Origin of the sequence: Kitasatospora sp. NPDC093550, from assembly GCF_044764985.1 — a bacterium.
Lineage (GTDB): Bacteria > Actinomycetota > Actinomycetes > Streptomycetales > Streptomycetaceae > Kitasatospora.
The window spans coordinates 21,419-33,719 of sequence record NZ_JBIWJF010000021.1; the positions used below are offsets into that span (position 1 = coordinate 21,419).

The window sequence follows — 12,301 nt, forward strand, 5'->3', positions numbered from 1 at the left end:
CGCCTCGATCAGATCGGCCGCCCGGGCGGTGCCGCCCTCGGCCCGGCCGGCCGCCGACAGCTCCCGCAGCCGCTCGGCCACCGCGGGATCGCCCTGGTCGGTGGCCTGCGGCACCGCGATCCGCAGCGCCCGCGAGGCGGGCCGGACAGCCCCCGACACCGACCTCGACCTGGCCGTCGAGCTCGTCTACGGCCCGCTCCACTACCGCCGGCAGTACCGGCTCGGCCCGCTCACCCACGACCACGCCGACCACCTGGTCGACGCCGCGGTGCGGGCCCTCGACCCATCCGCGACTAGCGGCGGCTCGAACGCCTGACCCAGAGGACGACCAGGACCGTCACCAGCAGGCCGACCAGCAGGAGCGTGGTCAGCCACCCGAAGAAGCCGTGGAAGAACCCGTGGAAGAAGCCGTGCTTCACCTTCTTCTTCGTCTTCGACTTCGACTTCGACCCGGCGAGCTGGGCGATCCGGTGCGCCCCGACCCGGTCCCGCACCTGCGGCGTCCGCTCCGGCGCCGTCCGCGCCGCCCCCGTCGTCCGCGCCACCGGCACCGCCGACGCCGCCGACGCCGGAGCCGCCAGCGCCGCCCCACCACCGAGCACCAGCACCCCGGCCACCGCCGCGCCCACCCACCGTCTGCCCACGACCCGCCCCCGCTCCCGCTCGACCGGCGCCCACCATCCCATCGGCACCCCCACCCCGGCACCCCCCGGCCCCCGACCGCGACCCACCCGCGACACCCCGGTCACCAAACCGGAACACGCCCACCTGCCGCCAAGCGCCACCCGCCCCACGCAGGCCCGCCTCATACCACCGGTGGCGGCACCGCGGCCAACAGGCGGCCGGCTCCCCCACCCCACACGGCGAAACCGCGCACCACCCCACCCCCGAGGCGAGCCGCCCTCACACCACCGGTGGCGACGCCGCGCCCGAGAGGGCGACGGCGACGAGGGCGCGCATGGCGCTGGTGGCCTGACCGAGGGGGAGGGTGGCGTCGTCGGCGAAGAGTTCGACGAGCCAGCCGCCGGCCGGGTTGTGGCCGCCGGCGGCGACCATGCCGCGGTAGCCCGAGACGACGAGCATGGCCTCCTCCGCCGGGTCGTTGCCGGCCGCCCCGGCCCGGAGGGCGAAGGCGCTGCCGCGGACGGCGCGGCGGGTCATCGGGTAGTGCCGCAGGTCGAAGACGGCGTCGGGGGCCTCGATCTGGGCGCGCTGGGTCTCGGCGCGGGTGCTGGTGGGGCCGCTGGTCATCCGGTAGACGGCGTGCTGGGCGGTGCGCATGAAGTGGGAGCCGGGCGGGACGTACGAGACCCACCAGCCGACGGCGTCGAGCAGCCGGGCGGAGGTCTCGGCGACGACGACGAGCTTGCCGAGGGTGTCGGCCGGGTGGACGGCCCGGGTGGTGGCGGCCTGGTCGAGGGCGGCGAGGACGGCGGTGAGCAGTTGGCCCGGGTCGGCACTGTGGGCGGCGCCGCGGAACCGTCGCCGGTCGCCCGCGCCGGCCCGTCCGGTGGACCCGCGCCGTCCGTCGGCCCGGTGGTGGGGGTCGGCGGCGTCGGCGAGCAGCACGGTGGGGTCGGGTGAGAAGCCGGGGCCGTGGCTGCGTCCGGCGACCACGGGGTGGGCGGCGCGGGCGGCCTTGGCCCGGTACTGGGCGGCGTCGGCGAGCCGGAAGAGCCGGTCGGGGGTGGTGACGGGCCCGATCGAGTCGCCGGTGGAGGCGACCCCGCAGGCGACGCCCTCGCCCTCGGACAGCGCGAGGGCCCGCGCGCACAGCTCCTCGGCGACGGCGACCACCTCGTCGGCCTTCTGCCCCTCGACGAGCAGGCAGAACTCGTCGCCGCCGAGCCGGGCGGCGAGGCTGCCGGGGAGTTTGGCGGCGGCCAGCGAGAGCTGGTGGGCGAACCGTTCCAGCAGCCGGTCGCCCATTTCGTGGCCGAGCTGGTCGTTGACCCGTTTCAGGCCGTTGACGTCGCAGACGACCAGCGAGACGACGGTGTTGTCCCGGTTGTGCGCCTGCAGCGCGCTCTCCAGCCGGGCATCGACGGCGCGCCGGTTGGCGAGGCCGGTGAGCGGGTCGGAGAAGGCGAGTTTCCGCAGGTCGGCGAGGCGCTCGGTCTGGGCGAGTCCGGCCGAGACCTGGGCGGCGAGCAGGGTCGCGTAGTCGGCGTCGGCCTCGGTGAACTCGGGCATGCCGATCGAGCGGGCGAGGTAGAGCTCGCCCCAGGCCTGTCCGTGCAGCACGATCGGCGCGACCACGCAGCAGGCCCGCCCGCGCCGGCGCAGCGCCGCGGCGCGTTCCCGGCAGTACGCGCCGGCGGTCGGGTGCACGTGACCGGCGTGCGGTTCGCTGTCCTCGGCGGACTGCAGCCAGGCGCGCGGCAGGCGCCCGGTGGTCCACCGTTCCTCCAGGTACGTGACGATCTCGGGGAAGTCGGCGACGGGGTACGACTCGTCCTCGGGCAGCTCCTCCTCGCCGGGGGCGAGGTCGCCGTGGTTGACCAGGACCCTCAGCCGGCCGGATTCGCGGTCCCAGACCGAGACGGCGGCCATGGTGGCGCCGAGCGCCTCGGTGGCCCGGGCGGCGGCGGCCCGGACGGCCTCCAGCGGGGTGAGCGCGCCGGCCATGTCCTGGGCCAGCTCGACCACGGACTGCAGCCTCAGGTCGGGCAGCGGGTCCCGGTGCGGCGAGCCGCCGCAGTCGCAGCCGCGGTCCGTCATGGTCGCCTCACTGCCCACCGGCTCGCCTCGCTCCCTGTGCTCGGTCCTGCCGGACCCCCGTCAGCCGGCCACACCCGACCGGCCGCTTGCACCAAGACTAGGGCGATTTCGTTCGGTTATGCCCCGTTTGCCGGGAAGCAGCTACGCCAGACCGTACGGCTTTCAACCGTTCGGCACCCGGCGGGAGCCGCGAGGCCGCCGCCCGGCGGGAGCCGCCAGGGCGGGCATCCGGGCCGCCGTGAGGGCCGGCCTACTCCGGCTTCAGCCGCCGGGTGAGCAGCCACGGCTCGACCAGCCCGAGCCCGCGCACCGGCCGCCGCCACATCGGCTGCAGGTGGAACCGGGCCTCGGCGTCCGGCCCCGGCATCGGCAGCCCGGAGGCGGGCATCCCGGCGGCGGCCGACAGCGCCTCGGCGAGGCCCGGCCCCTCCGAGTCGGCCGGGGCGACGCTGCCGTTCTGCTCCAGCGCGGCGGCGAACTCGCCGTCGATCAGCACCGCGTCCTTGGGTGCGATCGAGGTGAGCCGGCTGGCCAGGTTGACGGTGGTGCCGAAGACGTCGCCCATCCGCGAGGTGACCGTGCCGAAGGCCATGCCGACCCGCAGCGGCGGGATGGCGTCGTCCCCGGCCAGCGCCTCGATCAGGCTGAGCGCGATCTCGGCGGCGGTCGCCGGGTCCTCGGAGACGTAGAGGATCTCGTCGCCGAGGGTCTTGATCACCCGGCCGCCCTGTCCGGCGATCAGGTCGGAGCAGGTGTTCTCGAAGGTCTCGACGAGTTCGCCGAGCTCCTCCTCCTCCAGCCGCCGGGAGAGCCGGGTGAAGCCGACCAGGTCGGCGAAGCCGACGGCGAGCCGCCCGCTGGTGATCTCGTGGTCCTCGGCGGCCTGCACCACCCGGCCGGTGACGGCGGCCAGCTGGCGCCGCCAGACGTACACCAGGAACTGCTCCAGCTCCGGCAGCAGCAGCTCGACCAGCGGGTACGCGACGTCGGCGCGGGTCAGCCCGGGCTCGACGGACTGGGTGAGGTTCTCCAGGAAGGTGTCCATCTGCCAGCCGGCCAGCCGGGCCGTGGTCTGGCCGGTGGAGCGGGCGACCTGGATCGCCATCGACTCGCTCAGCAGCCCGGACTCGACCAGGCCGGCCAGCCGCCGCAGCGCGATCACGTCGCCGTCGGTGAGGGCCCGGGACTGGCCGATGTCGGGGAAGCCCATCGCCCGCCAGAAGCGGGTGGCCAGCTCCATCGGGACGTCGGCGGCGCGCGCGGCCTGGTACGGGGTGTAACGGCGTGGCGCGTCCAGGATCAGGCGTTCCAGTTCGAGCGCGACCGTGGGGTCGTGGCTGCCCGCCGTCGTGCCGCTGCTGCCGTCCTCTGCCACCGGTCCGTCCCCGTGCGGTCGCCGCACTCGCCTCGTGTCCTACCTGTCCGGGCGCGTCGCCCGCCACCCAGGCGGGCAGTGGCGCGCCTCACACCGCTGCCAGGTGGAATGTTCGCACGGAATCGCCGGATCCGGGGCATCCGCCCGGGTCAAGGAGAGGTGAAGACTGCCGTTCAGCGGGGTTCGGGGCGCACGTGGACGACGTCGCCCGCGCCGACCGCCCGGCGTGCGCCGTCGGGCGTACGAACCACCAGCCGCCCGTCGCCGTCGATCGCCACCGCCTCGCCGAGCAGCTCGGTGTCACCGGGCAGGTGGACCTTCACCCGGCGGCCGAGCGTGGTGCAGCGGTCGACGTAGGCGCGCAGCAGGTCGCTGGCGTGCGGGTCCCCGGCGGCGGCCGTCCACTCGCGGTACAGCTCGGCGAGCTCGCGCAGCAGTGCGCGCAGCAGGGTGCCGCGGTCGGTGGTGGCGGCGCCGGCCAGCGCGAGCGAGGCGGCGGTCGGGACGGGCAGCTCCTCGGCCCGCAGCGTGACGTTGAGGCCGAGGCCGACGACCACCGCGCCGCCGGCCAGCTCGGTGAGGATGCCGCCGATCTTGCGCTCCGCGCCGTCGATCTCCACCTGCAGGTCGTTGGGCCACTTCAGGCCCACCTCGACCTCCGCGACCCGGCCGAGCGTGCTGGCGGCGGCCACCCCGACCAGGATCGGCAGCCAGCCGTAGCGCTCGACCGGCACCTCCTCGGGGCGCAGCAGCACGGAGAGGAACAGGCCGGAGCGGGCCGGGGCGGTCCACTGCCGGTCCATCCGGCCGCGCCCGGTGCTCTGCGCCTCGGCGACCAGCACGGCTCCCTGGGCGGCACCGGCCTTGGCGCGGGCGGCGAGGTCGCTGTTGGTGGAGCCGGTCTCGGCGACGACGTCCAGGGAGGTCCAGAGCCCGCCGGGCACGAGCAGGTCGCGGCGCAGCGCCTCCTCGTCGAGCGGCGGCCGGTCCAGGTCGGTCCAGGGGGACGGTCCGGTGTGGCCGAAGCCGCGCAGTCCGCTGCGGCGGGGAGTCTCGGGTGCGGTCATGGGGAAGACCCTAGGGTGTGAGCGCAGCCGGGGGGCGTAGGCCGACCCATCGTCCCGCAGATCGGGCGTCAACAAAACTGTGTCGATGGCCATAACGCCAGGACATGACGGATAGCCCTCCGCGCTGGCTACGCTACCCAGCGGTAGTTCGTAGCGCCGCCCTGCCCTCATGCGCGGGCCCCACCGATCCGGTCCGCGCGCACTCGAACAGGTCGCGGCCATGGATCAGGGAGAGCCACCGGATGACCGAGGCGCCGTACGACCCCCACACGACCGCCGGCAAGCTCGCCGACCTGCGGCGCAGGCTGGACGAGGCGGTGCACTCCGGCTCCGCCAAGGCCGTCGAGAAGCAGCACGCCAAGGGCAAGCTGACCGCCCGCGAGCGCGTCGTGGAACTGCTGGACGAGGACTCCTTCGTGGAGTTCGACGAGTTCGCCCGGCACCGCTCGACCAACTTCGGCCAGGAGAGGAACCGCCCCTACGGCGACGGCGTGGTGACCGGCTACGGCACCGTCGACGGCCGCCAGGTCGCGGTCTTCGCCCAGGACTTCACCGTCTTCGGCGGCTCCCTCGGCGAGGTCTTCGGCGAGAAGATCGTCAAGGTGATGGACTTCGCACTGAAGACCGGCTGCCCGGTCATCGGCATCAACGACTCCGGCGGCGCCCGGATCCAGGAGGGCGTGGTCTCGCTCGGCCTGTACGGCGAGATCTTCCGCCGCAACGTGCACGCCTCGGGCGTCATCCCGCAGATCTCGCTGATCATGGGCCCCTGCGCGGGCGGCGCGGTGTACTCCCCCGCGATCACCGACTTCGTGGTGATGGCCGACCAGACCTCGCACATGTTCATCACCGGCCCGGACGTCATCAAGACCGTCACCGGTGAGGACGTCGGCATGGAGGAGCTGGGCGGCGCCCGCACCCACAACACCAAGTCCGGAAACGCGCACTACCTGGCCTCGGACGAGAAGGAGGCGGTCGAGTACGTCAAGAACCTGCTCTCGTACCTGCCCTCCAACAACCTGAGCGACCCGCCGTCCTACCCGGAGCAGGCCGACCTCACGCTCACCGACGAGGACCTCGAACTCGACGTGATCGTGCCGGACTCGGCGAACCAGCCGTACGACATGCGCAAGGTCATCGAGCACATCGTCGACGACGGCGAGTTCCTGGAGACCCAGCCGCTGTACGCGGGCAACATCATCACCGGCTTCGGCCGGGTCGAGGGCCAGTCGGTGGGCATCGTCGGCAACCAGCCGATGGACCTGGCCGGCTGCCTGGACATCAACGCCAGCGAGAAGGCCGCCCGCTTCATCCGCACCTGCGACTCGTTCAACATCCCGGTGCTGACCTTCGTGGACGTGCCCGGCTTCCTGCCCGGCACCGAGCAGGAGTGGGACGGCATCATCCGCCGCGGCGCCAAGCTGATCTACGCCTACGCCGAGGCCACCGTCCCGCTGATCACCGTGATCACCCGCAAGGCCTTCGGCGGCGCGTACGACGTCATGGGCTCCAAGCACCTGGGCGCCGACCTCAACCTGGCCTGGCCGACCGCCCAGATCGCCGTCATGGGCGCGCAGGGCGCGGTCAACATCCTGCACCGCCGGGAGATCGCCGAGGCCGAGGCGGCCGGGAACGCCGAGGCGAAGCGGGCCGAGCTGATCGCCTCGTACGAGGACACCCTGCTGAACCCGTACCTGGCGGCCGAGCGCGGCTACGTGGACGCCGTCATCGCGCCGAGCGAGACGCGCCGGCACATCGTCCGGGGCCTGCGGGCGCTGCGCGGCAAGCGCGAGGTGCTCCCGCCGAAGAAGCACGGCAACATCCCCCTGTAGGCCCCATCCCTGTCGGGAGAGAACCAGCCATGTCCCCGATCCACGTGCTGCACGGGCAGCCGACCCCCGAGGAGCTGGCCACCGTTCTGGCGGTGGTCCAGGCCCGGGCCGCCGCCGCGCAGGCCGCCGCCGAGGCGGCGCGTCAGGCCGGCGCCGGCCCGGCCTCCCCCTGGAACGACCGCTCGCGCCGGCTCCGCCCCGCCCTCCACCCCGGCCGCAACGCCTGGCGGACCTCGGGCTGGGCGCACTGAGCCGACCGTAGGAGGAGCAGGAAGTCGGCCCGTCCGACTTCCTGCTCCGCCACTCGCCCCCTCGCCTCCAGGCGCGGCTCGGGCGGGGAACTCGCCGGGAACGCCCGAAACCTGAGTACGGATACTCAGGCGCCCGGCCCCGGCGCGGCGCACTCTGGACGGGTGCTCTGGTCAGACCCCCGCGACGAGCCCTCGCCCGAGGCCCGTCGGATGCAGGAGCGGATGCAGCGGGCCGGCCGGGTGCTCTTCGCCCTGGTCGTGGTGGGCTCCGTCCTGATGATGGTCTCGCGGTACTTCACCTGAACGGCGGACACCGCGACGCCCTAGTCTGGTGGGCATGACCGACCGACGCGCCCTCGTCCTCGCCTCCGCCTCCCCCGCCCGCCTCGGGCTGCTGCGCCAGGCGGGTCTCGACCCGCGCGTGGTGGTCAGCGGCGTCGACGAGGAGGCGATCAGCGCCGCCTCCCCCGCCGAGCTCGCGCTCGTGCTGGCCGAGGCCAAGGCGAAGGCCGTCGCCGCCGAACTCACCGGCGGCGAGCTGGTGATCGGCTGCGACTCCGTCCTGGAGCTGGACGGCCAGGCCCTCGGCAAGCCCGCCGACGCCGCCGAGGCGGTGGCCCGCTGGCAGTCCATGCGCGGCCGCGCCGGGGTGCTGCGCACCGGCCACTGCGTGATCGACACGGTGACGGGCCGGCAGTCCTCGGCCACCGCCTCCACCACCGTCCGCTTCGGCACTCCGGACGACGACGAGGTCGCCGCGTACGTCGCCTCCGGCGAACCGCTGTACGTGGCCGGGGCGTTCACCCTGGACGGCCGCTCGGCACCGTTCATCGAGGGCATCGACGGCGACCCGGGCAACGTCATCGGCCTCTCCCTGCCGCTGCTGCGCCGCCTGCTCGCCGACCTGGACGTCCGGATCGTCGATCTGTGGACCAACTGACCTGCCGCATCCGGCCGTCGGGCCTCTAAGCTGACCGCCGTCCGAACGGGGAGGGAACGCGGCGATGACCGACAGCGTGCTCAACGTGGTGCTCGGACTGGTGGCCAGCGCCATCAGCGCCGGGCTGGGCTGGCTCGCGCAGAACCTGCGGCGGAGACGACGGCTGGAGCGGATCCGCGCGTTCTTCGGAATGCCGCCCGGGGGCGAGTGCCTGCTGGTGGTGAACCGGCACACCGCCTCGGCCAGCGGCAAGAGCGTCTCGCGCAACGACGTGTTCGCACTCATGGAGCTGGCCTCGCTGGTCAAGGAGTGCGGGGCGCACGCCGACCTCGTCGGCCACGAGGACGTCCGCCAGGGGCTGGGTCACAAGGCCGAGTTCTGCCTCGGCGGCCCGTCCAGCAACGACCGGACGGCGGCACACCTGGCCTCCTGGCTGCCCGGGGTGACCTTCAAGGACGTGGGCGGTAACGCCCCGGAGCTGTCGCTCGCAGTGGGCGGCGAGGAGTACCGGTACGAGCCCGGTTCCGCGCCCTCCGGCGGCCAGGCCTTCGCCCTGCTCGCCCGGCTGCACCCTTCGCCCGACGGCCGGCCCGCCTTCCTGGTGGCCGGGCAGACCGCGGTCTCCAACCACGCCGCCGTGCGTTACCTGGTCGCAAACCACCGTCGGCTCGCCCGGCGGTACGGCGAGACCGGCACCTTCGCCCTCGTCCTCCGGGTCGTCAACCCCAAGGCGTACGGGCCGGACGTGGTGGAGCTCGCGGCCGACGTGACGGCCGAGGCCGTGCAGCGGCCCGGCGCCCGCTCCGGTGCCGCTTGAGCGGTCCGCGCGAGAGTGTGGCCCATGCCACCGTCCCGCCACGCCGTCGCCCCGTCACCCGCCGTGGCCCCCACCGCGGTGACCCCACCGCTCGCGACCTGCGAAGTCTTCGTACCGGCCGGTAGCGGGGCCCGTGATCCCATCACCGAGCGTGTGGGATAGTTCACAACCGGGGGCTACTCGCCGGTACTGCCCAGGAATCCATAAACTCGACGAGGTTCAAGAAGGGAGCCACAGTGCGCAAGGTGCTCATCGCCAACCGCGGGGAAATCGCCGTCCGCGTCGCCCGGGCCTGCTCGGACGCCGGTATCGCCAGCGTCGCCGTCTACGCCGAGCCGGACCGGGATGCGCTGCACGTCCGCGTGGCCGACGAGGCTTACGCGCTGGGCGGTGACACCCCCGCTACCAGCTACCTGGACATCTCCAAGGTCCTCAAGGCGGCCGCCGACTCCGGCGCGGACGCCGTCCACCCCGGCTACGGGTTCCTGTCGGAGAACGCCGACTTCGCCCAGGCCGTCCTCGACGCGGGTCTGATCTGGATCGGCCCGCCGCCGCAGGCCATCCGCGACCTCGGTGACAAGGTCACCGCCCGGCACGTGGCGCAGCGCGCCGGTGCCCCGCTGGTCGCCGGTACGCCGGACCCGGTCTCGGGCGCCGACGAGGTCGTCGCCTTCGCCCGGGAGCACGGCCTGCCGGTCGCCATCAAGGCGGCCTTCGGCGGCGGCGGCCGCGGCCTCAAGGTCGCCCGCACCCTGGAGGAGATCCCGGAGCTGTACGAGTCCGCGGTGCGCGAGGCGGTCGCCGCCTTCGGTCGCGGCGAGTGCTTCGTCGAGCGGTACCTGGACAACCCGCGGCACGTGGAGACCCAGTGCCTCGCCGACAAGCACGGCAACGTGGTGGTCGTCTCCACCCGTGACTGCTCGCTGCAGCGCCGGCACCAGAAGCTGGTCGAGGAGGCGCCCGCGCCGTTCCTGACCCCCGAGCAGAACGCCGAGCTGTACCGGGCGTCCAAGGCCATCCTGAAGGAGGCCGGCTACCAGGGCGCCGGGACCTGCGAGTTCCTGGTGGCGCAGGACGGCACGATCTCCTTCCTGGAGGTCAACACCCGTCTGCAGGTGGAGCACCCGGTCACCGAGGAGGTCACCGGCCTCGACCTGGTCCGCGAGATGTTCCGGATCGCCGACGGCGAGGAGCTCGGCTACGACGACCCCGAGGTGCGCGGTCACTCCTTCGAGTTCCGCATCAACGGCGAGGACCCGGGCCGCAACTTCCTGCCCGCGCCCGGCACCGTGACGCTGTTCGCCCCGCCGTCCGGCCCGGGCGTGCGCCTGGACTCCGGTGTGGAGACCGGCTCGGTCATCGGCCCGGCCTGGGACTCCCTGCTGGCCAAGCTGATCGTCAGCGGCCGCGACCGCAAGCAGGCCCTGGAGCGGGCCCGCCGCGCGCTCGGCGAGTTCAAGGTGGAGGGCATGGCCACCGCCATCCCGTTCCACCAGGCGGTCGTCACCGACCCGGCGTTCGCGCCCGAGGTGCACGGCAGCGACGAGCCGTTCAAGGTCTACACCCGGTGGATCGAGACCGACTTCGACAACACCATCCCGCCGTTCGCCGGCGCGGCCGGTGACGGCGAGGAGGCCGAGGGCCGCGAGACCGTCGTGGTCGAGGTCGGCGGGAAGCGGATCGAGGTCTCGCTGCCGTCCTCGCTGGGCGTCGCGTCGGCCCCGGCGGCCGGTGCCGCGGGTGCCGCCAAGGCCAAGCGCCGGGCGGGCGCCAAGAAGGCCGGTTCGGCCGTCAGCGGTGACACCCTGGCCTCGCCGATGCAGGGCACCATCGTCAAGGTCGCCGTCGAGGAGGGCCAGGTCGTCGCCGAGGGCGAGCTGATCGTGGTCCTGGAGGCGATGAAGATGGAGCAGCCGCTGAACGCCCACAAGGCGGGCACCGTCGTCGGCCTCAAGGCCGAGGTGGGCGCGAGCGTCAGCAGCGGCGCCGCGCTCTGCGAGATCAAGGACTGATCCCCGCCCTCGTCGAGGGTCGTCAATCCGTCGACCGGTCCGTACGCCCTTCGGGGTGTGCGGACCGGTCGTGTTTCCAGCGGGTCCCGGGAGCCTCTCCGCTCAGCGTCCGCGCGGGAGGCCCAGCTCGGCCAGCCGGACCGGCATCCCGCCGTGGCCGACCGGCCCGCCCGGGCCGCCGTGGGCGCCGGGGCGGCGCTGGCCGGGCAGCGGGGCGCCGCCGGGGGGCGGGGCGCTGCGGCGGGCCAGCGGGCCCGGCTGGGTCTGGTGGACCGGCCCGCTGCCGGTGCCGTGCACCGGGGCGTCCCCGCTGGGGGCGGCCCCGATCGGCGCCAGGTCGATCTGCACCCCGCAGTCGGCGAGCGCGTCCAGTTCGCGGGCGGTGGCGTCGTCCGCGGTGGCCTGCTCGTCGGTGACCAGGCGGGTGATCGTCTCGGTGGCGACGGTCGGGAACATGCTGTCCGTGCCGAGCTTGGTGTGGTCGGCGAGGACGATGACCTCGGCGGCCGACTGCACCAGTGCCCGGTCCACGCTCGCGGACAGCATGTTCGCGGTCGACAGGCCGCGTTCGGCGGTCAACCCGCTGCCGGAGATGAAGGCCTTGGTGACCCGCAGCCCCTGCAGCGACTGCTCGGCGCCACTGCCCACCAGGGCGTAGTTGGAGCCGCGCAGCGTCCCGCCGGTCATCACCACCTCGACCCGGTTGGCGTGCGCCAGTGCCTGGGCGACCAGCAGCGAGTTGGTGACCACCGTCAGCCCGGGCACCCGGGCGAGCCGGCGGGCCAGCTCCTGGGTGGTGGTGCCGGCGCCGACCACCACCGCGTCGCCCTCCTCCACCAGGCCGGCGGCGAGGTCCGCGATGGCGCTCTTCTCCGCCGCGGACAGGTGGGTCTTCTGTGGGTAGCCGGGTTCGCGGCTGAAGCCGCCGGGGAGCACCGCGCCGCCGTGCCGGCGGTCGAGGAGCCCTTCTGCCTCCAGCGCCCGCACGTCACGGCGCACGGTCACTTCGGAGGTCTGGACGACGCGGGCCAACTCCCGGAGCGAGACGGCTCCGTTGGCGCGCACCATTTCGAGGATCAACTGGCGACGTTCTGCAGCAAACACAGAACCGACGGTAACCTGCGTGACCGTCTGCTTTCAGGCGTTTGCAGCTGGTAGCGGGAATTGCTCACGCACGAGCGGCGCGTGACCGTACAATACGCGCCGTCAACAACCCGGGACTGCGCCCGCCGTCCGGGTGACGATCACCCCTGCGCGAAGGGCGGCCACCGATCGGCGGCCGCCCT

Annotated in this window: 12 protein-coding genes; 7 read left to right on the top strand and 5 right to left on the bottom strand. The window is 73.8% G+C overall.

What is annotated here, in order from left to right:
- The first annotated feature begins 28 nt into the window (after positions 1-28).
- Positions 29-316 carry a TetR-like C-terminal domain-containing protein gene (locus ACIRD3_RS28675; protein ID WP_402222326.1) on the top strand — a complete coding sequence of 96 codons (288 nt, stop codon included), beginning with the start codon at positions 29-31 and terminating at the stop codon, positions 314-316.
- On the opposite strand, the gene ACIRD3_RS28680 is transcribed toward ACIRD3_RS28675, so the two are convergent.
- The 4 genes from ACIRD3_RS28680 to ACIRD3_RS28695 all read right to left on the bottom strand — a co-directional run bounded on the left by ACIRD3_RS28680 (position 294) and on the right by ACIRD3_RS28695 (position 5,163).
- Entirely contained in the window at positions 294-644 is a 351-nt protein-coding gene (locus ACIRD3_RS28680) for a hypothetical protein (protein ID WP_402222329.1), read from the bottom strand. The two genes, ACIRD3_RS28675 and ACIRD3_RS28680, sit on opposite strands and share 23 nt — an antisense overlap.
- 259 nt (positions 645-903) lie before the next feature.
- Positions 904-2,721 (bottom strand): diguanylate cyclase domain-containing protein, encoded by a 1,818-nt coding sequence (locus ACIRD3_RS28685; protein WP_402222331.1) that lies wholly within the window; start codon positions 2,719-2,721, stop codon positions 904-906.
- A gap of 250 nt (positions 2,722-2,971) precedes the next feature.
- The gene (locus tag ACIRD3_RS28690) at positions 2,972-4,096 is read right to left on the bottom strand and encodes an adenylate/guanylate cyclase domain-containing protein (protein WP_402222333.1); all 1,125 of its coding nucleotides are present in this window, start codon (positions 4,094-4,096) and stop codon (positions 2,972-2,974) included.
- 173 nt (positions 4,097-4,269) lie between these two features.
- Positions 4,270-5,163: a biotin--[acetyl-CoA-carboxylase] ligase gene (locus tag ACIRD3_RS28695; protein ID WP_402222336.1), complete on the bottom strand. Its 894-nt coding sequence runs from the start codon at positions 5,161-5,163 to the stop codon at positions 4,270-4,272.
- A 242-nt stretch (positions 5,164-5,405) separates the two neighbouring features.
- Between ACIRD3_RS28695 and ACIRD3_RS28700 the strand changes: the two genes are divergently transcribed.
- The 6 genes from ACIRD3_RS28700 (at position 5,406) to ACIRD3_RS28725 (ending at position 11,015) form a co-directional block, all read left to right on the top strand.
- Positions 5,406-6,995, top strand: a complete 1,590-nt coding sequence (locus ACIRD3_RS28700; protein WP_402222339.1) for an acyl-CoA carboxylase subunit beta — start codon at positions 5,406-5,408, stop codon at positions 6,993-6,995.
- Between the two features lie 29 nt (positions 6,996-7,024).
- Complete coding sequence (locus tag ACIRD3_RS28705) at positions 7,025-7,246, top strand: acyl-CoA carboxylase subunit epsilon (RefSeq protein WP_402222342.1); 222 nt, start codon at positions 7,025-7,027, stop codon at positions 7,244-7,246.
- A gap of 162 nt (positions 7,247-7,408) precedes the next feature.
- A complete protein-coding gene (mmpB, locus tag ACIRD3_RS28710) occupies positions 7,409-7,549 on the top strand; it encodes a morphogenic membrane protein MmpB (RefSeq protein ID WP_402222344.1) in 141 nt (46 codons plus the stop codon).
- A gap of 34 nt (positions 7,550-7,583) precedes the next feature.
- The gene (locus ACIRD3_RS28715; RefSeq protein WP_402222347.1) at positions 7,584-8,186 is read left to right on the top strand and encodes a nucleoside triphosphate pyrophosphatase; all 603 of its coding nucleotides are present in this window, start codon (positions 7,584-7,586) and stop codon (positions 8,184-8,186) included.
- 64 nt (positions 8,187-8,250) lie between these two features.
- The gene (locus ACIRD3_RS28720) at positions 8,251-9,003 is read left to right on the top strand and encodes a hypothetical protein (RefSeq protein WP_402222349.1); all 753 of its coding nucleotides are present in this window, start codon (positions 8,251-8,253) and stop codon (positions 9,001-9,003) included.
- Between the two features lie 236 nt (positions 9,004-9,239).
- On the top strand, positions 9,240-11,015 hold the full coding sequence (locus tag ACIRD3_RS28725) for an acetyl/propionyl/methylcrotonyl-CoA carboxylase subunit alpha (protein ID WP_402222352.1): 1,776 nt from the start codon (positions 9,240-9,242) through the stop codon (positions 11,013-11,015).
- A 102-nt stretch (positions 11,016-11,117) separates the two neighbouring features.
- Here ACIRD3_RS28725 and ACIRD3_RS28730 read toward each other — a convergent pair whose 3' ends face one another.
- Positions 11,118-12,083, bottom strand: a complete 966-nt coding sequence (locus ACIRD3_RS28730) for a DeoR/GlpR family DNA-binding transcription regulator (protein WP_402222566.1) — start codon at positions 12,081-12,083, stop codon at positions 11,118-11,120.
- Positions 12,084-12,301 lie beyond the last annotated feature (218 nt).